Below are 23,831 nucleotides of genomic sequence, written 5' to 3'. Positions count from 1 at the left end.
TCTCGGTGATGCTGGCCCGCGATCCCACACCTGCGAAGACCGGGGCGCTGCGGCGGGCGGGATGTGGTGAGGAATGTCCGGTTCGACCGCAGGGGGTGAGCTATGTTGAGCAGGAGCGGCATGAACAAGGAGGCGCACCGGTGCCATCGGGGCAGCAGGCACGGGCACAGGCGGCTGCGATCACACCAGGTGGGCAGCCTCCGGACCAGGAGCGCTCCCCGGCCGACCGGCTCCACGCACTGTTCAACGGCCATCACCTGTCCCCCGGGCAGCGGCGTATCGCCCAGTACCTGATCGACCACCTCACCGAGGCCGCCTTCCTCTCGATCACCGACCTCGCGGAGCGGGTGGGCGTGAGCCAGCCGTCCGTGACCCGTTTCGCCGCCTCCCTCGGCTTCAGCGGATATCCCGCCCTGCGGGAGGTGCTGCAGCCGATCGCCCTGAGCGCGGTCGCGGGATCGCCGGAGAGCCGGCAGCAGCTGCGTCGCAACGAGCTGCAGGCGGCCGTCGACGCCGAGATCGAGAACCTGGAGAACGTGCGCCGGCTGCTCGCCGACACCGATCAGGTGCTGGACATCGGCCGTGAGCTGGCCCATTCGGTGCCGCTGACCGTTCTCGGCCTGCGAATCTCGGCCCCGCTCGTGGACTACTTCGCCTATGCCGCCCGGCGTATCCACCCCGATGTGCGGGTGGTGACCCGCGGCGGCAGCGTCGCCTTCGACGCGCTGCTGCAGTCCCGGGCGGCGGGCGGTGCATGGGTGCTGGCCTTCGCCATGCCCCGGCACGCCAGGGAGACGCTGGCAGCCCTGCGGGCCGCCCGCAGCGCCGGGCTGCGCATCGCCCTGATCACGGACGCCACACTGGGACCTCTGCTGGACGAGGCGGACGTGGTGCTGACCGCCGGTACCGGCTCCCGGCTGGTGTTCGACTCGTACGCGGCGCCGGGAATGCTCTCCGCAGCCCTGCTGCAGGCGATGGCCGACGCGGATCCGGAGCGGACGCAGGCGCGGCTCGAGGGGTACGAGCAGGTCGCCGATCAGCACGGTTTCTTCCTTTAGGTGCCGGAAGCACCTTTTGGGCAGGCCTGCACCGTCCGGAATGTATGAAATTTTTCATACCCTTGCGTACTCGACGGTATATATGTTTACTGCAGACGGCGCCTGGCTCCACCAGATGCCATGGAGAGCGTGACCCGCCCTCCCGACGGAACACCCGGGCCGACGCTCCCTCCTCGTGCCGCGCCCGGGGTGTTCACACCGGGCGCTCGCATCCCGCTGAGCGCCCACGGCAGCCTCGGTCAACCCCTGGGCCGAGGCAGCCAACAACCTCTCGATCAGAGTCGGCACCCTTCGGAAGCGACGAGAATGTCCCAGACGACCCTCAGCACGCTCAGCCCGGACTGGCCCTGCCAGGTCAAGTCACCCGGGAACCACGACTGGGAACGCACGGCCACCCGCTGGCTGCGCGACCTGCTGCCGGCCCGCTACGCCGGATACTCCACGCTCACCCGCCACCCCGCACTCCTCGCCCGGCACGCACAGCTCCAGCTGCAGTACGAGATGCGTGCGGTCCAGGTGGCGATGTGCACCAGCCGTGCCGAGCTGCCCACCATGGGCATGGTCGAGGCAGTCATCGAGAACACGATCCGCCTCTACGCCGTGGAGCTGGAACAACTGAGCCGCCTGGCCCGCGGAGTCCGCCTCGTCACCGAAGCCCTCACCGCCACCACCCCCGCCCCCCAACGCAAGCGCTGACCACTTTCCGCGCGTCCCGCCGCTGAGCCCCGGGCCACGGCTCCCTCACCCCTTCCCGTGTCAACAGCGCCGCCGCGCCGCCCGGGGGTCCGGGCGGCGCGGCGCCCCCGGCGGGCCCGCCCGCCCCCCCCCGCCCCCCCCCCCCGCGGCCGCCCCCCCCCCGCCCCCCGCCGGGGGGGGGGGGGCCCCCCCCCGCGCCCCCCGCCCCCCCCCCCCCCCCCCCCCCCCCCCCCCCCCCCGCCCCCCCGCCCGCGGGGGGGGGGGGGGCGCGGCGGCGGCGCTGTTGGCGTGGTGGGACTTACTGGCAGGGTGCGGTCAGCTGCTGTAGTAGCCGTTCAGGTCGGCGATGACCTGGACGTCGCCTGCCATGTTGTAGAAGGTGATCTGCCCGTCCACCACCGGCACGACCACCAGGTTGGCGATCGTCTCCCCTGTGGTGAAGTTCAGGTTCGACACCCCGGGCATCGGCCGGCTGTGCGGATAGACCGTCAGGAAACCGCCGGTCGTGGGAGCGGTCACCGTGACGTTGAGCACCACTGCCGTGACCCCTTCCGCAGGCACCCCTTCCACGTCGGCCACCCGCAGGGTCACCGTGCCGCCCGGACCGACCGCACCGGCACGGGCGCCCAGGCCACTGCGGGTGTCCATGACGCGCGTCGGTCCCGCGGGGGAGAAGGTCGACCCCGCCGACGAGAAGTAGCCCGTCACGTCGGCGAGCAGATCCACCGAGCCGCCGGCGTTGCGCAGGTCGACCTTTCCGTTCACCACCGGCACGACCACCAGGTTGGGGATCGTCTCCTTCGCGGCGAAGTTCAGGTTGGAGACCGCGGGCACCGGTGTGCCGTCCGGGTAGACCGTCACGAAGCCGGCCTGGGTGGGACCGGTGACCGTCACGTTCATGACCACCGCGGTCACGCCCGTGGCGGGCACGCCCTTCACCCCGGCCACCTGCAGCCGCACCACGCCACCGGGGCCCACGGGCGCCTTGGGGGCGCCCGTACCGTTCCGGGTGTCCAGGAAGCGCGTCGGCGTGATCGCCGTCAGGGCCGAGCCACCGCCTTCCGTGTAGTAGCCGGTGACATCGGCGAGCAGGTCGACCGACCCGGTGGCGTTGCGCAGGTCGACCTTGCCGTTCACCACCGGCACCGTCACCAGGTTCGGGATCGTCTGCCCCGGGCGGAAGTCGATGTTGGAGACCGCGGGCAGCGGCCGGCCATCGGGATACACCGTCACGTAGCCGCCCTGCGAGGGGCTGACCGCCGTCACGTTCATGACCACCGCGGTCACGCCCGTGGCGGGCACGCCCTTCACCCCGGCCACCTGCAGCCGCACCACACCACCGGCGCCGACGCGCGCCTTGGGGGCGCCCGTACCGTTCCGGGTGTCCAGGAAGCGCGCCGGTGTGACGGCAACGAAGCGGCTGTGTGAGGCGATGGGGGCCGCGGTGACCGTGTAGGCCCCGCTCAGCACTCCCGAATCGGGCATCCCGGCGGTCCAGTTGAGATCGTCGAGCACCACGTCGTATGCGCCGGGGGTGACCCCGTGGGTGGAGAGCCGCAGGGTGAGCGCCGTGCCGTCAGGGCTGACGGAAACCGGCTCGCTCATCCGGTATCCGGTCGCCGGGCTCCCGTTGGTGGCGAGCGTCAGCTTGTCACCGAGGTCGAGACCGGTGCCGTGCACCACCACCTGGTTCTGCGTCTCCGCCGGCCCGCTCGCGGGAGTGATCGACGTCAGCGTCTTGGTGGGCGGTTTGGCGCTGCATCCCTCCAGGCACACGCCCTGCATGGAGTAGTCCATGGGGAGCACCTGACTCGACGGAGTCACCACCAGGACCGCCTGCGCCGCCTCTCCCTGGGAGTAGACGGAGCAGCGGTAGCCGAAGTCACCGGAGTTGGTGTTGCACTGGTACTGGGTGAAGTAGGAATCGCCCCAGTGCGCGGCACTGAGCAGCCCCACCGATGGTTGACCCGCACCACTGGAGTTGTAGGCGCCGTACACCCCGAGACTCTGCGAGGGCTTCACCTGGACGACGGCGCAGTAACCCGTCGAGTTCTCGGTGAAAGTCCCGCCGCGCAGGGAGAATCCGTCCATGGACACCGGGTGCGCCGTGCACTCCGGAGCCCAGCCCGCCGCGGTGCCGACCCGCCAGGTGTCCACGTGCGCGGTGATCGGCGAGTCGCTGTAGCCGGAGGCGAGCACCAGGACCACGTACGACGTGTCGCCGGTCACCTGGCAGGCGACGCCCCACTGTCGGCAGACGTACTTGCCCGAGGAGTCGACGACCTCCAGCATGGCTCCGGCCGGAGCCGCGGCGGTCGTCCGCGCGCCCATCCAGAACTTGTCCGCGGCGGCCGCGGGGACCCGCAGGCAGCGCGCGTCCAGGGCCGATCCGAGCGTGAAGGCGGTGGACTTGCCGCCGAACGTCGTGGAGACCGGGGCCGAGCAGGAGGCCGTCCGGGAGATGTCACGTCGCACGAGGTGGTACGTGTCCGCCCGGCCGGTGCTGCCGGTCAGCATGGCCGTGTAGGAAGTGCCGGAGTCCATGGGGCACACCGTGGTGCTGCCGACAGTGCTGCAGATCTTCTTGCCACTGGCGTCGTAGAAGGTGATCGCGGCGTTCACCGTGTTGGCGGTGTTCTCGTAGTCGATCATCTCGCTGGTGGAGTGCTGACCGGCCGGAATGCTGAGGCACTGGACCTTCTTGGTCGCGGTGAGCGACGCTTCCGCACCCCAGGACCCGCCGAAGCCGGACTGCGGCCAGGAGGCGCAGCCCGCCACGTTGTCGGTGCGCTGCACTGCCACCGCGTAGGCGCCGGTGGACGGGCCGGAGAGCACGGCGTGGAACGGGGCGGTGCCGGTCAACGCGCAGGCCACGAAGGTGTAGTTGTAGTTCTGGCACTGCTGGGTGCCGGCGGCGTCCAGCACCACCACGTTCGGGTCGACGCCGTCCGCGGGCGGCTGGTTGGTCATGAAGACGGTGCGCCCGGTGGATGTCGGCAGCGTCAGGCAGATCTGCTCACCGGGGCCGCTGAACGTGCCGGTCTCGGGCCCCGAGGTGAAGCCGTCGTCCTTGATCCCGGTGCAGCCCCGGCTCTCGTCGATGGCGTTGAACGACATGCCGAACGGTCCCGCGTCGGTGGCGTAGTAGCTGTTGACCGCCCAGAAGTACGTCCCTGCCGCCAGATGGCAGGTCGTGTAGTAGTTCTGCTCGCACCCGAAGGTGCCGTCCGCCTTGTAGAGCGCCCCCGGAACGCTGCCGCCGCCGGCGCTGACCGGGCTGAACTGGTAGGTCCCCGCGGTGGGAACGTGCAGTGCGCGGCAGCGGGTCGGTGAGGTGAGATCGGGGGCTGTGCCGTATGCCTGCGGCTCCACGGTCGGGCAGCCCTCGGGATCGGAGAGGCGGGCCAGCGTCAGGTGGTAGTCGGCAGCGGCGGCGTAGGGCTCGCTCACGAGCGCGCGGAACGGTGCGGTGCCGGTCAGGGTGCAGTCGGTACTGCCGGTGCAGACCTGCGTGCCCGTCGCGTCGTAGACGGCCTCGGTCACCGGGTACGGCGTGATGAAGCTGCGCAGCACGTCGCCGACGGACAGGGCGGGGACATAGCAGTTTCCCGTGGCACCGGCCGCGAGGGTGCCCTGGAGATCGGCCGGTGCGCCGAGGTGGAGTGCGCTCTCGCTCACCGCGGTACAGGAGGTGTCGGAGAGCAGCGCGGTGTAGGAGAGGGAGAAGCCGGTGCTGTTGCCGGTCTCGTTGAGGATCTGCAGGGTGTAGGTCCCGGCCTGGCCGGTCCCGCACCTCAGCGGCTTCGTCCAGTCGGGCTGCCGGCAGCCGACGGTGCTGCCGTCGGGCGCCTTGAGGGTGCTCTGCAGGAAGCCGCCGCCGGTCGCGACCGTCTGGATGAACAGCAGGTCGGTCGCCTGGGGCAGGCTCAGCGTGAAGCTGCTGGTGGTGCCGCTGTCGAGGGAGGCACAGGGGTAGACGGTGTCCGGCTGGATCGCACCCGAGCAGGTGTCCGGCAGGTCACTGCTGCGGATGGCCTTCACCGCGGCCGCGGCGCGCGCGGCCCGTGCGTCGATCTTCGGAGCGACGGGCCCGGCGGCCTTGGGAGCCGGCTTGGGCGTCGCCTTCGGGCCTGCCGCCTGGGGCGAAGCCGTCGTCGCAGGATTGACCGCACTCGTCGGATTCGACGCCGCGGCGTAGGCCGAACCCGTCTGGCCGAGGAGCCCGGCCAGGACGGCGGCGAGAAGCGCGACGAGGGCGGCTATGCCGCCGCTCGGTCTCCTTCTGCTGCCACGTCCTCGTCCGCGTCCCGCAAAGGTCGGTAGAGACATGTACCCCCCTGACACACGCCCCGCCCCCGCAGTCACAGGAGTCCCATCAGGGCACGCGGAGCCTAGCCGCTCGCACCTCACCCAGGGGATCAATAAACAAACGCATGAACGATTCTTGGCCTGGAATCGGAGCGGGGGTGCAGGGGGCCGGACAACGGTCGCCCTCGCGGCCGAGAAGGACCAGGCAGTCAGGCTCGCCCGACGGGCAAACAAAGCAGCCCCGGGCCGTTGGCCTGGGGCTTTTGTGTGGAGCGAGTGACGGGAATCGAACCCGCGCTCTGAACTTGGGAATCACCCTGAACTTCGACCTGAGAATGACCTCTGACCTGGGGCGATGGCCGCCTGCGGCCCTTCCCTGCGACTCCGGTGAAGCCCCTGGTGACCGCTGCAAACCGCCCCCACTGGCACGTTGTGGCACGGCCCCTCGCGCTTGGGACGCAGCGCAGTTCGGCGGAAGGCGCGGCCGCAGTTGGCACTGGTGGCGGGTGTGCGGTAGGTCTGGGCGGGTAACTGCGCGCTGGTCCTCTTGGGCACGTGGGCTCCCCAGAGTGAATCGGGCGATTGGGCCCGTTGCGCCAGTCGGGTGAGACGCGTTGGGTGCCTCAGAGTCCCATGTCGCGTTCGGCCATCCAGCCAATGCTTAAGCCTTGGCCGATTGAAGTGGCTGCGTCCCGGCAGACGCGCCGACGGTATGCCGGCGATCCCAGGGGCACGGAAGGTGGGGCCCGGGGATCGGGGCGGGCTCGGCCGGCGTTGTAGGTCAGCTGGCTGGGTTGTTGCGCAGTTTCTCGTTCAGTTGGAGGGCTTCTTCGAGTTGGTCTTCGAGGGCGACGATGCGGCAGGCGGTTTCGATGGCGGTGCCCTGGTCGACGAGTTCGCGGGCGCGGGCGGCGATGCGCAGTTGGTAGCGGGAGTAGCGGCGGTGGCCGCCCTCGGACCGCAGGGGGGTGATCAGGCGGGCTTCGCCGATCGCACGGAGGAAGGCTGCGTTGGTGCCGATCATCTCGGCGGCGCGGCCCATGGTGTAGGCGGGGTAGTCCTCGTCATCGAACCGGTCGGCCGGGCTCGCGGCGCTGGCGGGGGGTTGGTCGGTCATTACGCCTCTTCGTGTCTGTTGGGCATCTGGCCTCCTGGGGAAACGCGTGGAGGGGCCCCGGGAGCCGTACCTGGCTTCCGGGGCCCCATGGGGCGGATCAAACACCATCTACTTCTACTACCGGCTTGTGCTGGCCGGTCCTGCCGTATTCGCATTGCCGCGTCGGGGGAACACGGGGTGCGGGGATCTTGAATGCTTGACCGGGGACCACCTTCCAATCCGGGGCCTTGCGAGTGCCCGCACACACCTGCCGTGCGGGCGATCCTGATGGTGTTGCTCCGAACCTTTCCTGCTCGTATCTGAAACGACGAAAGCTACTGACCTGCTGGTACTTCAGATACTGCGGTCCTGCGATCACAACTGAACTGCACTTCACAAACTGCGACTTGCGTGGCAGCCCCTTCTGGGCTGCCCAGCCCGGCAGTCAACCCCTGCGGCCCTGGTGCATGAAGCGGCCGCCGGGTTCCACTGCCGTGCCGTACCTACGGGAACATCGGGTCCCCTGTCCTGCGTGGTGCGTACTGCTGGTGGCTTTGAAAGCGTCACCCTGTCCGGCAGCCAGCCCCGTCGCCTGTTCCGCAACTGCTCTGGCTTAGAACCCCACTGCCGAACCTCTTGGCACGCGCGCCCGCAGTCCGGCGCCTTCACCAAGAGACCACTTATCCGCTGCTGGTACTGCTGTCAGAACTGCACTTGCTGTCTTGCGCGACGACCCCTGTGTGGGCCATCTGACCCGGCAATCAACCCTGCGACCACGTGCACTGAACGGCCGCCGGATTCCATCACCGTGCCACACCTCTGCGCGGCAGTTCGTGTCTGCCGCGCCCTGCTGTCTTCTTGGCTACGACAGGAACACTACCCACACCCCGAAGCGAATGTCTACTGCACTCGGGATAGATTTTCGTGCCAGCGGGAGGCAGGCATACTGCTCCCGTTCAGCACGATCAGTCAGTGCGTCTGCGCATGGAAGGGGCAGGAGAACGGGCATGCGAACTGACCGCTCACCGGTTCCGGAGACGGACATCTGCGACTTGTGCGCCCGCCGGCTCACCGACGGATGTCAGCTGGGCGTCGTCCCCGACTCGTCCGCGATCCGCGCCCGTGGTCCCGCGCGCGACGGCCGGCGACTGGTCGTCGCCTGCTCCCCCGAGCACTTGGCCGTCCTGCAGCAGGAGTACCGCACCCGCCCGTACGTGCCCGAGGAACTGTGGGCCGGGCAGATCGACCGCGCCCTGGCGCTTCAGCCCCAATCGCTTACTCGGGAGGCGCTGTCGGCGGCCACCGGCCTGGGTCCCCTGGAAATCCAGCGCGCCCTGGCCTGGAAGAGGCACCGCGACTGGCAACAGTACGAGCTGGACTCGCAGGCACCCGAGGTCGGCTGAAGGACCGAACCGGTCCGGGCTCCTCAGCGACCGTGGGTCAGCCGGCCCGCGGGTCCTTCGGTCCTATCAGCGGCGCAGCTGATGGGCACGCGGCATAGCCGGGGCGGCCTGGGGGTTTCCGGGCAGGTGAGCGGGAGTCTGAGCCCGGGTGTTGGTTGAGCGGAGGCGGGCGGCTTCGGCTCGTGGGTCGGGTGCGGGGTTGCGGGCCTTGTGTTGGATGCGGGTGATCAGGACTCGGGCGGGTTGGTGAGCAGTGGTCAGTTCACGTGGACGCGATGAGGTACGCGTCGGGCGGGCGGTTCCCGGGGCGCTCACCGGGTGGCGACTTACCTCGCTGGTTGGACGCCCGGCGTCAGCTCGACGCGGATGGTGTCACTCTCGTGGATGACGTATACCGGGTCGTTCTCCACGTTCCAGCCGTCGGGGAGCAGATGATAGCGTCCGCTGCGCTCGACGAGAAGTCGCAATCCGGTATAGCGGCAGCGAAAGGCGGAGTGGGTCTGAGGGCTGAGGCAGTCCTCACGCAGCTTTCCGCGTGGCGTCAGTTTTAGGCTGTCTGTACTGAAGACGACTACGGCGGTTCGGTCAGCGAGATGGTTGGCAACGCTTCTGGCATCTCGCTGACCAAGCTGTCCGGCGATCAAAGCGACTGCCCAAAGCAGGAAGACCCCGGCAGCGAAGACCGGCACCGCGCAGTTCCGGAGGCCAGTTGGGCGGACGCCGTTGTTGGCGGCGCGTGTCTGTCCCAGAAGGAGGCCAGACGCGACCGTAACGGGAGCCACCCATCCCCAGCCGTGCAGCTGGATCGGTCTCCACGCGAGCAGTATTGCCAGGCCAGCGGCCAGTACTACTAGGTGTCGGCGTGCCACTGCGGCGGAGGCGTTGGTGATGACGTGCGCGCTCCTCTCAGGCATTTTTGCCAGCAGGTTCGGCGCGCGGGCGGCGATTAATGCACCTACGACGGCAACGAGTACTGGCACGGTCACCAGGCGCAGGCATTGGATGACCAATTCTGCGGGGCTGAATCCGATCGAGAGCGGGGATAAGTGGAAGTAGCCGTAGAAGGCACTGCTGTACAGGACGCCCGCGTAGAACATCAGCGCGGCAAGGAAGGAGGCCTGTGCGATAACAGAGCTGAGAATCCCTGCCGGAGTTGCGGAATCGCGACGGCTCTTGTGGTGTGGGGGCGCGGAGGTCGGGATCACGATTCGCTTGGCGACGGCGGTGACGAGATGGGGCAGGTGGGGCGGCTGGTGGATGGCGACGAGCCGTCGGGGCAGCTGGGCCCCGGTGATGGAGTCGTAGGGGCGATGCCCGGCGCGGGGTCGGTTGCTTTACCGGTGCGGGGAGGAGGCGTCGTCAGCGGGGGGAACGAGTCTTCGCCGCCCCCGGCGGGCGGAGAGGTGTTCCCCCCGGACGGGGACGTGTTGCCCCCGGCGGGCGGGGAGGCGTTGCCCTCGGAGGGGGAGGCGCTTCTCTCGGGGGCTTTGGGCCCTGGGGAGCCGCAGCCGATTGCCGCCAGACACAACGCCACGACCGCAGCAGTACGACAAATTCGACTGAATCCGCTTCCCATATGCGTCCCTTCGTATGGCTGTCACGCAGCGTAGTGGCACGGAGGCTCGGAACCGTCGCAGGCCACTCATAGACGTCCGCCACCTGGGGGAACGCCCGTTGCACCCCAAATCCCCCGATCGATGCCGTCGCCGCCTGTGAGGCCTACTTGCTGCGCACCGCACAGCTAAGAAGGCACTCCACTCGGCGGCCCACCCGCCTGCTGGCGGACGGGAGCATCGCCAAGAACCGGTCTGGGTTGCGTCATCGCCGCAGGGCCGCCCGCAGCGGCTGACGGCTAGCGGTGCAACAACTCGGTCTGCATCCAGACCTACGACGTCGGCACCTACCTGGGCAGGGTCGAGGTGTCGGTCGTCAAAACCAACCAGCCGCACCGCATCAGCGCCCGCGTGTGGACCACCAACGGCTGGAGCGCCAACACCAAGGTTGAGGACCTGGACGCGTTCACGACGTACCGGGACAGGTAGGACAGGCATATCCCCAACGGCACTTCCTCGCGGGCACCCGGCTCTGCGCAGAAGGCCTCCGCGGGGCGAGAGCGTGGGCCTCCCCTGCGTCACCATCGCCAACTGACCCGCCTCGCTCGGTCTGCTCAGAAGCTCCCTCTCCAGCCGTAGGCGTCACGGAAGCGCGGTCACAGCCAAAGGAGGGGCCAAGTGGTGCGGAGGTGGTGCGGGATGCCCGAAGTGGTCTAGACAACAAGGAAGCCCCGGGTCAATGACCTGGGGCTTTGTGTGGAGCGAGTGACGGGAATCGAACCCGCGCTCTGAGCTTGGGAAGCTCATGTTCTACCATTAAACTACACTCGCGCGGCCCGCCGGTTGAGGCGTGGCACCGTCGCATACTGTACCGCATGGTCGGCCCCGGGCGTGATTTTGTCCGGGGCCTTCGTGTTGTCGTGGGGTGGGTTCGTGGGGGCGGGATGTGGCTGCGGGGGGCGGGGGTTGGGGCGTAGCGTTGGGTGCGGAGCGGCGTGTGGAAGATGGCCCGTCTCATCCCCTAATGTGGCTTTTGTCGTCCACGGAAGTTGGGGAAGGGAAGCGATGGAGCGCACCGTCGTTCGTTGTGCCGAGGGGCACGTGTTCAGCACCGCGTCGTTCCCGATGCAGAATCTGGGTGTCGGCCGGCTGGGTCCCGGGCGGTTGTTGAGGTGTCCGCGCTGTGCGCGGTTGCGGCATGCGGTGCCGGTGGAGAGCGGGAAGTAGCGCAAGTGGTGCCGCGCGGCTCCGGTCAGGATTGGGCCGGGGCAGCGTCGTCCGCGTAACCTTCGGGACGTGCTTCTCTCAGACAAGGACATCAGGGCCGAGATCGACAGCGGACGGGTGCGGGTCGACCCCTTCGACGAGTCGATGGTGCAGCCGTCGAGTATCGACGTCCGGCTGGATCGGCTCTTCCGCGTGTTCGAGAACCACCGGTATCCGCACATCGACCCGGCGGTGGAGCAGAGCGATCTGACCCGGCTGGTCGAGCCGGAGGGTGATGAGCCCTTCATTCTGCATCCGGGTGAGTTCGTGCTCGCGTCGACCTACGAGGTCATCTCGCTTCCGGACGACCTCGCGTCGCGCCTGGAGGGGAAGAGCTCGCTGGGCCGGCTGGGGCTGGTGACGCACTCGACCGCCGGCTTCATCGACCCGGGGTTCTCCGGGCACGTGACGCTGGAGCTGTCGAATCTGGCGACGCTGCCGATCAAGCTGTGGCCGGGGATGAAGATCGGCCAGCTGTGCCTGTTCCGGCTCACGTCGCCGGCCGAGCACCCGTACGGCTCGGAGCGGTACGGATCGCGCTATCAGGGGCAGCGGGGGCCGACGGCCTCGCGGTCGTTCATGAACTTCCACCGGACGCAGGTCTGACATGGCAGCCGTGCGGGAGAACCTGACGTACGAGGGCTTCGGGCGTGCCGTGCGCGAGCTGGCACAGACGATCGCGGACGACGGGTACGAGCCCGACATCGTGCTGTCGATCGCGCGCGGCGGGGTCTTCGTGGCCGGCGGTCTGGCCTACGCGCTGGACTGCAAGAACATCCACCTGGTGAACGTCGAGTTCTACACGGGTGTGGGCACGACGCTGCCGATGCCCGTCATGCTGGCGCCGATGCCGAACGCGATCGACTTCTCGCAGAAGAAGGTGCTGATCGCCGATGACGTGGCGGACACCGGCAAGACGCTGAAGCTGGTGCACGACTTCTGCGTGGGGCATGTCGCGGAGGTCCGCAGCGCGGTGATCTACGAGAAGGCGCAGTCGCTCGTGAAGTGCGAGTACGTGTGGAAGCGCACCGACGACTGGATCAACTTCCCGTGGTCCGTCGACGAGCCGGTTGTGAAGCGTGCGGGGCAGGTTCGGGACGCCTGAGCGGCCCGGTGTTGACGTGATGTGAGTAAGGGGCGCCTCCTATTGGGAGGCGCCCCTTACTGCTAGATCACCTGGATCAGCTAGATCACCGGGAGCTTGAAGAGGACCAGCAGCGCCACGAGTTGGATCGAGGCGGCGCCGAGCGCCTTGGGCCAGGGCAGGTCGTGGGACTTGCTCACCATGGAGGTGAGCAGGGCCGCACAGGCGAGCCAGGTGACCCAGCCGATGATCTGGACGAGTCCGTTGGCGCTGCCGAGGAAGATCGCGAAGAGCAGGCGGGGCGCGTCGGTGAGCGACGTGACGAGCATCGCCAGGCCGACGGTGGGGGCCCAGGAGCCGTCGCCGCCGAGCTGGCGGGCCAGCGCGTGCGTCACGGTGCCCAGCATCAGGCCGCTGAGCGTGACGGCGACGGCGGTGCTGATCACCCACGGGATGCTGGACGACACGGTCGCGTTGAGGACGTCCTCGCGGGCCGCGTCGAACCCGAAGACGGCCAGCAGCCCGTAGAGGAACGTGACGGTCAGGGCCGGGCCCCACACCGCGTAGTCCCGCATCTGCCAGAAGGTGTGGCCGGGGCGCAGCGCGATACCGCTGATCAGCTGCTTCCAGTGCAGCCGGGGCCCGGAGGGCGGCGCGGTGGTCTGACCCGCGCGGTACGTGGCGACGTGGTCGCCGTCCTGGTCCGGAGTGCCGTACGGCGCGAACTGGTCGGGGGATCCGGGGAGGGTGAAGGCGCGGGTGTGGCCCGGGTTGTCGTTGTATGCCGGTGCCGGCGCACTGCCGGGAGCGGGCTCGCCGAAGTACTCGGGCTCGCCGGACGGGGCGCCGCCGTAACCGCCGCCGTGCCCATGCGCCTGCCCGCTACCCTGCGCGCTGCCCTGGCCGCCGCTCTGCCCGCCTCCGTAGCCCTGCGGATAACCCTGCGGTTGTCCGTAGTTCTGTGGCCCACCGTGCTGGGGCGCCTGCTGCCCGCCGTGGTCCCGTCCGCGTCGATTCCTGAATCCAGCCACGTCATCGAACGTACCGGTTCCCGCTGGGCGCCGGGCCTGGTGGCCGGTTCTGCGGCGGGCTTTGCTGCCAACCTGTGACACGTGACGGCAGGTCCTTTGGGGGACCTTTGGCCCTGAATCATATGACTTATGCGGGGGCTGGTGGGGCTGGTGGGAACTTAGCGTCGTTAGATTGGGGGACATCTCGGGATTTCCGGGACTCAGCAGTCAGACCAGAAGCAGCCGGACCAGAAGCAGCCAGACCAGAAGGAGCCGTTCCATGGCCGTACGCACCGCCCGTAACGTCAGAACCGCGGGAATCGCGGCCGTCGCCGTCGCGCTGCTCGCGATGACGGCGGCCGGATGCGGGTCATCAGGGTCGGGATCCGGGTCCGGGTCCGGATTCGGGTCGCTGAAGGAATCGGGCTCCGATTCCGCCGCGTCCGCGAAGGCCGGAGCCGGTGCCAACGCTGACGGCGGGGCCAAGGCCGACGGCGGTGCCAACGCTGACGGCGATGCCAAGGCCGCCGTCGACACGGCCCTGCTCGCCCAACTGCCCGCCCGCATGGCGGCCGACGGTACGGCGATCGTCGTCGGCGACCCGAAGGCGCCGAACACGGTGAAGGTCTACGAGGACCCGCGCTGCCCGTACTGCAAGCACTTCGAGCAGGGCGGCGGCGCGGCGCTCGCGCAGCTGGTGAAGGACGGCAAGGTCAAGGTCGAGTACACGATCGCCTCCTTCCTCGACGCGAACTTCGGCGGCAGCAGCTCGGTGAAGGCGGCCAACGCGATGCGCGCGGCCGTCGACGCGGGGAAGTTCGCCGAGTTCCACTCCGCGGTCTTCGCGAACCAGCCCGAGGAGCCGGCGGACGGCTTCACCGACGCCTTCCTGCTCAAGATCGCCGGCACGGTGAAGGGCCTGAACACCGCGGCCTTCCAGAAGGCGGTCAAGGAGCAGACCCACAAGGGGTGGGTGGCGACGTCCGAGAAGGCCTTCGAGGCCTCCGGTTCGCAGGGCACGCCCACGGTCCTGGTGAACGGCAAGAAGGTCACGCCCGCGGACGCCGTGTACGACGCGGCCGCGTTCACCAAGGCGCTCAAGGAGCTCGGCATCAGCTAGCCGACGAACAACACTCCGTAACGCGATGACGGCATGCCCTCAGGGGCATGCCGTCATCGCGTTACGAGAGGAGGTGTCAGGAGTTGCTTGCCGCCTCCGCGGGCTCCTCCACCGGGCCCTCGGCGTCGGGCTCCACAGGTGTCTTGACCGACTGCAGCAGCAGCTGCGAGACGTCAACGACCTGCAGGTTCTCCTTCGCCTTGCCGTCGTTCTTCTTGCCGTTGATCGAGTCGGTGAGCATCACCAGGCAGAACGGGCAGGCGGTGGAGACGATGTCCGGGTTGAGGGACAGCGCCTCGTCCACGCGCTCGTTGTTGATGCGCTTGCCGATGCGCTCCTCCATCCACATGCGCGCGCCGCCGGCGCCGCAGCAGAAGCCGCGCTCCTTGTGCCGGTGCATCTCCTCGTTGCGGAGCCCCGGCACCGCCTTGATGATGTCGCGCGGCGGTGTGTAGACCTTGTTGTGCCGGCCCAGGTAGCAGGGGTCGTGGTACGTGATCAGGCCCTCGACCGGGGTGACCGGGACGAGCTTGCCCTCGTCCACCAGGTGCTGCAGCAGCTGCGTGTGGTGGATGACCTCGTACTCGCCACCGAGCTGCGGGTACTCGTTCGCGATGGTGTTGAAGCAGTGCGGGCAGGTCGCGACGATCTTCTTCTTGGCCTTCTCGACGACGATGCCTTCTTCGGCGTCCTCACCGAACGCCATGTTCAGCATCTCGACGTTCTGCTGGCCGAGCTGCTGGAAGAGGAACTCGTTGCCGAGGCGGCGGGCGGAGTCGCCCGTGCAGTTCTCCTCGCCGCCCATGATGGCGAAGGAGACACCGGCGATGTGCAGGAGCTCGGCGAAGGCCTTGGTGGTCTTCTTGGCGCGGTCCTCCAGGGAGCCCGCGCAGCCGACCCAGTACAGGTACTCGGTCTCGGAGAGGTCCTCGATGTCCTGGCCCACGACCGGGACCTCGAAGTCGACCTCCTTGACCCAGGCCAGGCGCTGCTTCTTCGCCAGGCCCCAGGGGTTGCCCTTCTTCTCCAGGTTCTTGAGCATCGTCCCGGCCTCGCTCGGGAACGCGGACTCGATCATCACCTGGTAGCGCCGCATGTCGACGATGTGGTCGATGTGCTCGATGTCGACCGGGCACTGCTCGACACAGGCGCCGCAGGTGGTGCAGGACCACAGGACGTCCGGGTCGATGACGCCGTTCTCCTCGGCGGTGCCGATGAGCGGGCGCTCGGCCTCCGCCAGGGCGGCGGCCGGTACGTTCGCCAGCTGCTCGGGCGTCGCCTTCTCGTTGCCCTCGGCGTCCTTGCCGCCACCCGCGAGCAGGTACGGCGCCTTGGCGTGCGCGTGGTCGCGCAGCGACATGATCAGGAGCTTGGGGGAGAGCGGCTTGCCGGTGTTCCAGGCGGGGCACTGCGACTGGCAGCGGCCGCACTCGGTACAGGTGGAGAAGTCGAGCAGGCCCTTCCAGGAGAAGTGCTCGATCTGGGAGACGCCGAACTGGTCGTCCTCGCCCGGGTCCTCGAAGTCGATCGGTACGCCGCCCGACGCCATCGGCTGCAGCGCGCCGAGCGCGACACCGCCGTCCGCCTCGCGCTTGAACCAGATGTTGGGGAAGGCGAGGAAGCGGTGCCAGGCGACACCCATGTCCGTCTTCAGCGCGACCGTGATCATCCAGATGAAGGACGTCCCGATCTTGATCATCGCCGTGAGGTAGACGAGGTTCTGCAGGGTGCTGAAGTCCATACCCCTGAAGGCCGCGACCAGGGGGTACGAGGCGAAGTACGCGGCCTCGTAGCCGTGGACGCCGGTGAGGGCGCCCTCCAGGCCGCGCAGGGTCATGATCGCGAGGCCGATGATGAGGATGACGGCCTCGACGAAGTACGCCTGGCCGAAGTTGGATCCCGCGAACCGGGACTTGCGGCCGGCCCGGCTCGGCAGCGAGAGCTGCCGGATGACGATCAGCGTGAGGATGCCGAGCGTCGTCATCAGCCCGATGAACTCGACGAAGATCTCGTACGGCAGCCAGTGGCCGATGATCGGCAGTACCCAGTCGGCCTGGAAGAGCTGGCCGAAGGCGTTCACCAGCGTCGCCACGAGCGAGAAGAAGCCGACGGCGACGAACCAGTGGGCGACGCCGACGATGCCCCAGCGGTTCATCCGGGTGTGCCCGAGGAACTCCTTGGCCACGGTGACGGTGCGCTGCACGGGTTCAGCGGTGCGGGTGCCCGCGGGTACGTCCTGGCCGAGCTTCACGAAGTGGTAGATCTGCGCGATGGCTCGGCCGAACAGTGCCGCGCCGACCACGGCGAGTACCAGCGACACAAGGATCGCGGCGAGTTGCATTTCGGGGCTCCTCGGGCCTGCGAGAGCGGGGATTACTAAGCGGTAACTTATCCAGTCTCCCGCTGAGATTACCCGGGATACGTGGCCTCATACAGCCGCCCAGCCGGTGATCTGTGTCGCTGTGTCACCGATCGAACGACGGGCCCCGCGCGCCTGGCCCGCATCCTTCGTGGGAAATATGACTATAGGCGAACAAAAGCCCTGCAATGCGGCAATACAGTGCAGCAATGCGGTACGGCCGGGCAGGACGGACACGACAGCCGGGCACGGCGGCCATGCCGGGCACCGGCCCCGCTTCGACGGTGCCGCTCCGACCGGCTGCCGATGCGCCGCTCCGGGCCCGGCGCGAAGGTCGATCCTGATGCCGACCCTGACCGGAAAGTGCAGGTCGGAGCCGCGCAACGGAAGCTGTGAGCGATCGAACAGTCGAAGAGTTGAGTCCCCTCCACTCAGCTCTGTTGACAGGTTTCTATCTCTGATGCACCCTTGAGCCAGTTCCACTCAAGTCGGTCAGCTGGAGGATTTACCATGGCACGTGCGGTCGGCATCGACCTGGGCACGACTAATTCCGTCGTCAGCGTTCTCGAAGGCGGCGAGCCCACCGTCATCACCAACGCCGAAGGCGCCAGGACCACGCCGTCCGTCGTCGCCTTCGCCAAGAACGGCGAGGTGCTCGTCGGAGAGGTAGCCAAGCGCCAGGCAGTCACGAACGTCGACAGGACCGTCCGGTCGGTCAAGCGCCACATGGGCACCGACTGGAAGATCAACGTTGACGGCAAGGACTTCAACCCGCAGCAGATGAGCGCCTTCATCCTGCAGAAGCTGAAGCGTGACGCCGAGGCCTACCTGGGCGAGAAGGTCCAGGACGCGGTCATCACCGTCCCGGCGTACTTCAATGACTCCGAGCGCCAGGCGACCAAGGAGGCCGGCGAGATCGCGGGTCTCAACGTCCTGCGTATTGTCAATGAGCCGACGGCCGCCGCCCTGGCCTACGGTCTCGACAAGGACGACCAGACCATCCTCGTCTTCGACCTCGGTGGCGGCACCTTCGACGTCTCGCTGCTCGAGATCGGCGACGGCGTCGTCGAGGTGAAGGCCACCAACGGTGACAACCACCTCGGTGGTGACGACTGGGACCAGCGTGTCGTCGACTACCTGGTGAAGCAGTTCGCCAACGGTCACGGCGTGGACCTGTCCAAGGACAAGATGGCCCTCCAGCGCCTCCGCGAGGCCGCTGAGAAGGCGAAGATCGAGCTGTCCTCGTCCACCGAGACCTCGATCAACCTGCCTTACATCACGGCGTCCGCCGAGGGCCCGCTGCACCTGGACGAGAAGCTCACCCGCGCCCAGTTCCAGCAGCTCACGTCCGACCTGCTGGACCGCTGCAAGAACCCGTTCAACAACGTCATCAAGGACGCCGGCATCCAGCTGTCCGAGATCGACCACGTCGTTCTGGTCGGTGGCTCGACCCGCATGCCCGCCGTCGCCGAGCTCGTCAAGGAGCTGACCGGCGGTCAGGACGCCAACAAGGGCGTCAACCCGGACGAGGTCGTCGCCATCGGCGCCGCACTGCAGGCCGGTGTCCTGAAGGGCGAGGTCAAGGACGTCCTGCTGCTCGACGTCACCCCGCTGTCCCTGGGTATTGAGACCAAGGGCGGCATCATGACGAAGCTCATCGAGCGCAACACCACGATCCCGACGAAGCGCTCCGAGATCTTCACGACGGCCGAGGACAACCAGCCGTCCGTCCAGATCCAGGTCTACCAGGGCGAGCGCGAGATCGCGGCGTACAACAAGAAGCTCGGGATGTTCGAGCTGACCGGTCTGCCGCCGGCCCCGCGCGGGATGCCGCAGATCGAGGTCACCTTCGACATCGACGCGAACGGAATCATGCACGTCGGCGCCAAGGACCTCGGCACCGGCAAGGAGCAGCGCATGACCGTCACCGGTGGCTCCGCGCTGCCGAAGGACGACATCGACCGCATGATGCGCGAGTCCGAGCAGTACGCGGAAGAGGACCACAAGCGCCGCGAGGCCGCCGAGACCCGTAACCAGGCCGAACAGCTCGTCTACCAGACGGAGAAGTTCATCGCCGACAACACGGACAAGCTCCCGGCGGACGTGAAGGAAGAGGTCGAGACGACCGTCGCGGACCTCAAGGAGAAGCTCAAGGGCGAGGACGTCGCCGCGATCCGCGAGGCCACCGAGAAGGTCGCCGCCACCAGCCAGAAGCTCGGCACGGCGCTCTACGCCAACGCCCAGGCCGAAGGTGCCGGCGCCGCCGGTCCCGAGGACGCCGCGGGTGCCGGCCAGGCCCAGGCCGACGACGATGTCGTCGACGCCGAGATCGTGGACGAGGACAAGCCGAAGGACGGTGCCGCGTGACGGAGGAGTCGAAGGGCTTCGACAAGGAGCCCGACGTCCCCTCCGATGCCGCGGAGTCCGAGAGCGCGACGCCCGACAACGAAGCGGCGAAGGCCGCCGGTTCCGCCGATGAGGCGGAGCCGGCGGCCCCGGCCGGGGACGCGAATCAGATCACAGCCCTGAAGGCCCAGCTGGACCAGTCCCGCAGCGCGCTCAGCGAGCGCACCGCGGACCTCCAGCGGCTCCAGGCCGAGTACCAGAACTACCGGCGCCGGGTGGACCGGGACCGCATCGCGGTCAAGGAGGTCGCTGTCGCGAACCTGCTGACCGAACTGCTCCCGGTACTCGACGACATCGGCCGCGCGCGGGATCATGGCGAGCTGGTCGGCGGCTTCAAGTCCGTCGGCGAGTCGTTGGAGACCGTGGTGGCCAAGCTGGGTCTGCAGCAGTTCGGCAAGGAGGGCGAGCCCTTCGACCCGCTGGTGCACGAGGCCCTCATGCACAGCTATTCGCCGGATGTCACGCAGACCACCTGCGTGCAGATCCTGCAGCCCGGGTACCGGATCGGCGAGCGGACCATCCGCCCGGCCCGCGTCGCCGTCGCCGAGCCCCAGCCGGGCACGGCGGGCAAGGGTGAGGACGAGGCGTCTGACGAGGAGAACGGTGGCCCGGAAGAGGGCTGACGCGACACACGGGAAGGAGGGACGGCGAGGATGAGCATCAGCAGGGACTTGTACGAGAAGGACCTCTACAAGGTTCTCGGCGTCCCGAAGGACGCGACCGAGGCGGAGATCAAGAAGGCGTACCGGAAGCTCGCTCGCGAGTTCCACCCGGACGCCAACAAGGGCGACGCCAAGGCCGAGGAGCGCTTCAAGGAGATCTCCGAGGCCAACGACGTCCTGTCCGACGCCAAGCGCCGCAAGGAGTACGACGACGGTCGTGCGCTGTTCGGCAACGGCGGACTGCGCAGCCCCGGCGGTGCCGGCGGCCAGGGCGGCTTCGGCTTCGACCTCGGTGACCTCTTCGGAGGAGCCCAGGGCGGGAGCTCGCAGACCGGCCAGGCCGGCGGTTTCGGCGGCGGTCTCGGTGATGTCTTCGGCGGCCTGTTCAACCGGGGCGCCGGCGGCACCGGCACCCGCGTCCAGCCGCGCCGCGGCCAGGACATCGAGTCCGAGGTGACGCTCAGCTTCACCGAGGCGGTGGACGGGGCCACGGTCCCGCTCCGGATGTCCAGCCAGGCGCCCTGCAAGGTCTGCTCCGGCACCGGCGACAAGAACGGCACCCCCCGGGTCTGCCCGACCTGCGTCGGTACCGGCCAGGTGTCGCGCGGCGGCGGTGGCGGGTTCTCGCTCACCGACCCGTGTGTGGACTGCAAGGGCCGCGGGCTCATCGCCCAGGACCCCTGCGACGTCTGCAAGGGCAGCGGGCGCGCCCGCAGCTCCCGCACCATGCAGGTCAGGATCCCCGCGGGTGTCACCGACAGCCAGCGGATCCGGCTGCGCGGCAAGGGCGCACCGGGCGAGCGCGGCGGCCCGGCCGGCGATCTGTATGTCGTCGTCCATGTCGACAAGCACCCCGTGTTCGGACGCAAGGACGACAACCTCTCCGTCACCGTGCCCGTCTCCTACCCGGAGGCGACGCTCGGCGGCGACATCAAGGTACCGACGCTCGGCGGTCCGCCGGTCACCCTCAAGCTGCCCCCGGGCACGCCCAACGGGCGTACTCTGCGGGCCCGCGGCAAGGGCGCGCTCCGCAAGGACGGCAGCCGTGGTGACCTGCTGGTCACCGTGGAGGTCGCGGTACCGGAGAAGACCGAGGGCAAGGCGCTCGACGCGCTGGAGTCCTACCGCGAGGCCACAGCGGAGTTCGACCCGCGGGCAGAGCTCTTCAAGGCCGCGAAGGGAGCATGACATGGACGGCATGCGGGGCGGTCGGATGCGTCATCCGTACCAGCTGACCGAGGAGTCCCCGGTCTACGTCATCTCGGTGGCGGCCCAGCTTTCCGGGCTGCACCCGCAGACGTTGCGCCAGTACGACCGTCTCGGCCTGGTCTCCCCCGACCGCACCGCCGGCCGCGGCCGACGCTACTCGGCCCGCGACATCGAGCTGCTCCGCGAGGTGCAGCGGCTGTCGCAGGACGAGGGCATCAACCTCGCCGGCATCAAGCGCATCATCGAGCTGGAGAACCAGGTGGCCGCGCTCCAGGCGCGCGTCGCCGAGCTCGCGGCGGCCGCCGAAGGCATGTCGGCCGCCATCCAGCAGCGCGAGGCCGCCGTCCATGCCTCCTACCGCCGCGACCTGGTCCCGTACCAGGAGAAGCAGACGACCGCGCTGGTCGTCTGGCGTCCCAAGAGGAACGATTAGTCGCGCCTGTGTACGAGCCCGGCACCTTCTCGGGGGTGCCGGGCTCCGTCGTGCCCTGGCCCTGTTGCCGGGCGGAAATCCGGACGACATGTCCGGACCTGGCTGTTAGCGTCGATTTCCATGGAACCGCTCGTCGAACAGCAGATCCGTGCCTCCTTCGTGAACTGTTCCAAGGGAGAAGCACGCCGCCTCAACCTGCCCCGGGACTTCGCCGACCTGCCCTGGGCGGATCTCGACTTCCTCGGCTGGCGCGACCCCGGAGCCCCGGACCGCGGCTACCTCGTGGCGCCCGGGGCGGACGGGCTCACCGGTATCGCGTTGCGTAGCTCGGGCGGAGCCCGGCGCAACATGCTGCGCACCAGCCTCTGCTCGATCTGCGTCACCAACCACGCCAGCGGCGGCGTCGACCTCCTCGTCGCCCCGAAGGCCGGCCCCGAGGGCCGCAACGGCAACACGATCGGCACGTACATCTGCGCCGACCTGGCCTGTTCGCTGTATGTGCGGGGGAAGAAGAAGGTCGCGACGGCCCAGCGGTTCGAGGAGACCCTCACTCTGGACGAGCAGATCGCCCGGACCCTGCGGAACCTGGACGTCTTTCTGACGAAGGTCCTGGCGGACGGCGAGGCGGCGGCTTAGCCTCCGCCCAGTTCGAACCAGACGGCTTTCCCCGGCCCCGCCCCGTGCCGGCACACGCCCCACGCCGTCGCGCACGCGCTGAGCAGCGGCAGCCCGCGCCCGTGCTCCTCGTCCGCCCCGGGCCGGCCGTGCGCGTCCGGCAGCCCCGGCGCGTCATCGCTGATCAGCACCCGCAGCGCGCCGGGCGTCGCGCACTCGGCGAAGAGGGTCAACCGCGCCCGGGTACCGGCTCGACGGCAGGCGAGCACGGCGTTCGTCACGACCTCGGACGTGAGCAGTAACGCCGTATCGGCGAGCTCGGCTCCGCCGCCGGTAGCGGTGAGCAGCGTACGGACGCCCTCGCGGGCGGAGCGGACCCATACGGGGTCAGGCGGGAAGACGAGCGAGAAGTCGGTTCCATTCAGCATGGGTTCGCGCTTCCGTGGGAGGCGGGGCGCTGTTTCGCAGTGGCAGTGCCGGGATCGACTCCGTCGGTTCCGGTGCACTTCCGCTTCCAGCGCGGTGGATGGCTGCCCACGACGGTAGGGAACGGTCTTCTGTAGTTGCAACCGTTTCCGGGTATTCCAACCCGCACGGGTGACGGGTGAACAACTATGTGGACCAAGGGAGTTGATCGCGGCAGACTCCGGGACAAGGAGGTCCCACATGCCACCCAGAAGTGCGCCCAGCGAACGGCACCGCCGGCTCGGCGCCGAGCTGCGCAAACTCCGCAACCGCGCAGGACTGTCCGGAGACCAGGCCGGGGCGCTGCTCGAAGCCGACCGCACGCGCATCAGCAACATCGAGGCCGGGCGGGTGGACGTATCCCGCAACCGCCTCTACCTGCTGCTGCGCGAGTACGGCTGCCCGCCGGGGCCGCTGTTCGACGGGCTGATGGAGATGGCCCAGGAGCGGGGCAAGGGCTGGTGGGACGAGTACCGCGATGTGATGGGACGCAATGCCCTCGATCTGGCGGAGCTGGAGTCACGTTCCAGCGCGGTGCGGATCCACGAGCCGCTCTTCATTCCCGGGATGCTGCAGACTGCCGACTACGCACGCGAGGTGATCGCCGCTACGGAGACCGACCCGGAACGGGTCGAGCGTTACGCGCAGTTCCGGCTCGCCAGGCAGCAGATCCTCACGGGTGAGTCCCCGCCCGCCTACCACGCGGTGATCTACGAGGCGGCGCTGAGAGTCGAGGTCGGCGGAACGCGGATCATGCGGAAGCAGCTGCTCAGGCTGATCGAGGTTGCCCGGCTGCCCCACGTCACTCTGCAGATCTTCCCCTTCACGAGAGGGGCGTACGCCGGTTTCGCCCGCCCGTTCATCCTCTTCGAGGGCTCGGTGCCGGAGCTGGGCACCGTCTACCTGGAGAACCCGAAGAGCGCCGCGTTCGTTGGAGTTGGCGAACAACTGGACGACTACGCCAAGATGTTCGAACGGCTGAGCGGGTTGGCGCTGGCGCCGGTGGACCCGCAGTCAGCGCCCGAGTCCCATGAGGGACGGGACTCCCTCAGTCTCATTCAGCACGTGATGTACAACCTGTAAGAAGG

The 23,831-nt window shown here is 68.6% G+C and carries 19 protein-coding genes, 1 tRNA gene and 1 pseudogene; 13 read left to right on the top strand and 8 right to left on the bottom strand.

All coding sequences use genetic code 11. The features are described from left to right. Positions 1 to 140 precede the first annotated feature (140 nt). Together AC07DC_RS07475 and AC07DC_RS07470 are read left to right on the top strand one after the other, a co-directional pair. Positions 141 to 1,058, top strand: coding sequence for a MurR/RpiR family transcriptional regulator (locus AC07DC_RS07475; RefSeq protein ID WP_478912829.1), 918 nt, complete (start codon positions 141 to 143; stop codon positions 1,056 to 1,058). A gap of 306 nt (positions 1,059 to 1,364) precedes the next feature. Next, positions 1,365 to 1,754 carry a hypothetical protein gene (locus AC07DC_RS07470; RefSeq protein WP_478912827.1) on the top strand — a complete coding sequence of 130 codons (390 nt, stop codon included), beginning with the start codon at positions 1,365 to 1,367 and terminating at the stop codon, positions 1,752 to 1,754. A 315-nt stretch (positions 1,755 to 2,069) separates the two neighbouring features. Here AC07DC_RS07470 and AC07DC_RS07465 read toward each other — a convergent pair whose 3' ends face one another. Next, positions 2,070 to 6,083 carry a hypothetical protein gene (locus AC07DC_RS07465; RefSeq protein WP_478912826.1) on the bottom strand — a complete coding sequence of 1,338 codons (4,014 nt, stop codon included), beginning with the start codon at positions 6,081 to 6,083 and terminating at the stop codon, positions 2,070 to 2,072. Between the two features lie 760 nt (positions 6,084 to 6,843). Continuing rightward, positions 6,844 to 7,179: a MerR family transcriptional regulator gene (locus AC07DC_RS07460; RefSeq protein WP_478912824.1), complete on the bottom strand. Its 336-nt coding sequence runs from the start codon at positions 7,177 to 7,179 to the stop codon at positions 6,844 to 6,846. A 986-nt stretch (positions 7,180 to 8,165) separates the two neighbouring features. On the opposite strand from AC07DC_RS07460, the gene AC07DC_RS07455 reads away from it, so the two are divergent. Continuing rightward, a complete protein-coding gene (locus tag AC07DC_RS07455; RefSeq protein WP_478912822.1) occupies positions 8,166 to 8,561 on the top strand; it encodes a hypothetical protein in 396 nt (131 codons plus the stop codon). 66 nt (positions 8,562 to 8,627) lie between these two features. On the opposite strand, the pseudogene AC07DC_RS07450 reads toward AC07DC_RS07455, so the two are convergent. Together AC07DC_RS07450 and AC07DC_RS07445 are read right to left on the bottom strand one after the other, a co-directional pair. Further along, a pseudogene (locus AC07DC_RS07450) lies at positions 8,628 to 8,831 on the bottom strand (mobilization protein); the annotation flags it as partial. A 56-nt stretch (positions 8,832 to 8,887) separates the two neighbouring features. Continuing rightward, positions 8,888 to 9,766, bottom strand: a complete 879-nt coding sequence (locus AC07DC_RS07445) for a hypothetical protein (protein ID WP_478912820.1) — start codon at positions 9,764 to 9,766, stop codon at positions 8,888 to 8,890. A 714-nt stretch (positions 9,767 to 10,480) separates the two neighbouring features. Between AC07DC_RS07445 and AC07DC_RS07440 the strand changes: the two genes are divergently transcribed. Then, positions 10,481 to 10,603, top strand: coding sequence for a hypothetical protein (locus AC07DC_RS07440; RefSeq protein ID WP_478912818.1), 123 nt, complete (start codon positions 10,481 to 10,483; stop codon positions 10,601 to 10,603). Between the two features lie 268 nt (positions 10,604 to 10,871). On the opposite strand, the gene AC07DC_RS07435 is transcribed toward AC07DC_RS07440, so the two are convergent. Continuing rightward, positions 10,872 to 10,945 (bottom strand) — tRNA-Gly (locus AC07DC_RS07435). A 465-nt stretch (positions 10,946 to 11,410) separates the two neighbouring features. Here AC07DC_RS07435 and dcd point away from each other — a divergent pair. Next, positions 11,411 to 11,986 (top strand): dCTP deaminase, encoded by a 576-nt coding sequence (gene dcd, locus AC07DC_RS07430; protein ID WP_138351324.1) that lies wholly within the window; start codon positions 11,411 to 11,413, stop codon positions 11,984 to 11,986. A gap of 1 nt (position 11,987) precedes the next feature. Then, positions 11,988 to 12,485: a phosphoribosyltransferase gene (locus tag AC07DC_RS07425; RefSeq protein WP_478912816.1), complete on the top strand. Its 498-nt coding sequence runs from the start codon at positions 11,988 to 11,990 to the stop codon at positions 12,483 to 12,485. Positions 12,486 to 12,565: 80 nt separating this feature from the next. Here the strand turns inward: AC07DC_RS07425 and AC07DC_RS07420 are convergent, their stop codons facing one another. Next, complete coding sequence (locus AC07DC_RS07420; protein ID WP_478912814.1) at positions 12,566 to 13,495, bottom strand: Yip1 family protein; 930 nt, start codon at positions 13,493 to 13,495, stop codon at positions 12,566 to 12,568. Positions 13,496 to 13,754: 259 nt separating this feature from the next. Here AC07DC_RS07420 and AC07DC_RS07415 point away from each other — a divergent pair, with 259 nt between their 5' ends. Further along, entirely contained in the window at positions 13,755 to 14,594 is an 840-nt protein-coding gene (locus AC07DC_RS07415) for a DsbA family protein (protein ID WP_478912812.1), read from the top strand. A gap of 76 nt (positions 14,595 to 14,670) precedes the next feature. On the opposite strand, the gene AC07DC_RS07410 is transcribed toward AC07DC_RS07415, so the two are convergent. Continuing rightward, positions 14,671 to 16,935, bottom strand: coding sequence for a (Fe-S)-binding protein (locus tag AC07DC_RS07410; protein WP_478912810.1), 2,265 nt, complete (start codon positions 16,933 to 16,935; stop codon positions 14,671 to 14,673). A 528-nt stretch (positions 16,936 to 17,463) separates the two neighbouring features. On the opposite strand from AC07DC_RS07410, the gene dnaK reads away from it, so the two are divergent. The 5 genes from dnaK (at position 17,464) to AC07DC_RS07385 (ending at position 22,299) form a co-directional block, all read left to right on the top strand. After that, entirely contained in the window at positions 17,464 to 19,320 is a 1,857-nt protein-coding gene (gene dnaK, locus AC07DC_RS07405) for a molecular chaperone DnaK (protein ID WP_478912808.1), read from the top strand. Then, on the top strand, positions 19,317 to 19,982 hold the full coding sequence (grpE, locus tag AC07DC_RS07400; protein ID WP_478912806.1) for a nucleotide exchange factor GrpE: 666 nt from the start codon (positions 19,317 to 19,319) through the stop codon (positions 19,980 to 19,982). The genes dnaK and grpE overlap by 4 nt, the downstream gene beginning before the upstream one ends. Positions 19,983 to 20,012: 30 nt before the next feature. Next, on the top strand, positions 20,013 to 21,209 hold the full coding sequence (dnaJ, locus tag AC07DC_RS07395; protein ID WP_478912804.1) for a molecular chaperone DnaJ: 1,197 nt from the start codon (positions 20,013 to 20,015) through the stop codon (positions 21,207 to 21,209). Position 21,210: 1 nt separating this feature from the next. After that, the gene (locus AC07DC_RS07390) at positions 21,211 to 21,663 is read left to right on the top strand and encodes a heat shock protein transcriptional repressor HspR (RefSeq protein ID WP_478912802.1); all 453 of its coding nucleotides are present in this window, start codon (positions 21,211 to 21,213) and stop codon (positions 21,661 to 21,663) included. A gap of 120 nt (positions 21,664 to 21,783) precedes the next feature. After that, positions 21,784 to 22,299, top strand: coding sequence for an FBP domain-containing protein (locus tag AC07DC_RS07385; protein WP_478912800.1), 516 nt, complete (start codon positions 21,784 to 21,786; stop codon positions 22,297 to 22,299). Here AC07DC_RS07385 and AC07DC_RS07380 read toward each other — a convergent pair. Further along, positions 22,296 to 22,706 carry an ATP-binding protein gene (locus tag AC07DC_RS07380; RefSeq protein ID WP_478912798.1) on the bottom strand — a complete coding sequence of 137 codons (411 nt, stop codon included), beginning with the start codon at positions 22,704 to 22,706 and terminating at the stop codon, positions 22,296 to 22,298. The genes AC07DC_RS07385 and AC07DC_RS07380 overlap by 4 nt on opposite strands. Positions 22,707 to 22,944: 238 nt before the next feature. On the opposite strand from AC07DC_RS07380, the gene AC07DC_RS07375 reads away from it, so the two are divergent. Continuing rightward, entirely contained in the window at positions 22,945 to 23,826 is an 882-nt protein-coding gene (locus tag AC07DC_RS07375; protein WP_478912796.1) for a helix-turn-helix domain-containing protein, read from the top strand. Positions 23,827 to 23,831 lie beyond the last annotated feature (5 nt).

The sequence above is a fragment of the Streptomyces sp. NPDC045021 genome, assembly GCF_056432645.1.
The sequence above is the reverse complement of the archived record's forward strand: the minus strand, read 5'-3'. Positions and strand labels throughout refer to the sequence as shown.

Coding starts and splice junctions, on each gene's coding strand:
- AC07DC_RS07385 (WP_478912800.1), top strand. CDS start 21,784: ATGGAACCGCTCGTCGAACAGCAGATCCGTGCCTCCTTCGTGAACTGT.
- AC07DC_RS07375 (WP_478912796.1), top strand. CDS start 22,945: ATGCCACCCAGAAGTGCGCCCAGCGAACGGCACCGCCGGCTCGGCGCC.
- AC07DC_RS07455 (WP_478912822.1), top strand. CDS start 8,166: ATGCGAACTGACCGCTCACCGGTTCCGGAGACGGACATCTGCGACTTG.
- AC07DC_RS07470 (WP_478912827.1), top strand. CDS start 1,365: ATGTCCCAGACGACCCTCAGCACGCTCAGCCCGGACTGGCCCTGCCAG.
- AC07DC_RS07460 (WP_478912824.1), bottom strand. CDS start 7,179: ATGACCGACCAACCCCCCGCCAGCGCCGCGAGCCCGGCCGACCGGTTC.
- AC07DC_RS07410 (WP_478912810.1), bottom strand. CDS start 16,935: ATGCAACTCGCCGCGATCCTTGTGTCGCTGGTACTCGCCGTGGTCGGC.
- AC07DC_RS07465 (WP_478912826.1), bottom strand. CDS start 6,083: ATGTCTCTACCGACCTTTGCGGGACGCGGACGAGGACGTGGCAGCAGA.
- AC07DC_RS07380 (WP_478912798.1), bottom strand. CDS start 22,706: ATGCTGAATGGAACCGACTTCTCGCTCGTCTTCCCGCCTGACCCCGTA.
- AC07DC_RS07390 (WP_478912802.1), top strand. CDS start 21,211: ATGGACGGCATGCGGGGCGGTCGGATGCGTCATCCGTACCAGCTGACC.
- dnaJ (WP_478912804.1), top strand. CDS start 20,013: ATGAGCATCAGCAGGGACTTGTACGAGAAGGACCTCTACAAGGTTCTC.
- AC07DC_RS07415 (WP_478912812.1), top strand. CDS start 13,755: ATGGCCGTACGCACCGCCCGTAACGTCAGAACCGCGGGAATCGCGGCC.
- dnaK (WP_478912808.1), top strand. CDS start 17,464: ATGGCACGTGCGGTCGGCATCGACCTGGGCACGACTAATTCCGTCGTC.
- AC07DC_RS07425 (WP_478912816.1), top strand. CDS start 11,988: ATGGCAGCCGTGCGGGAGAACCTGACGTACGAGGGCTTCGGGCGTGCC.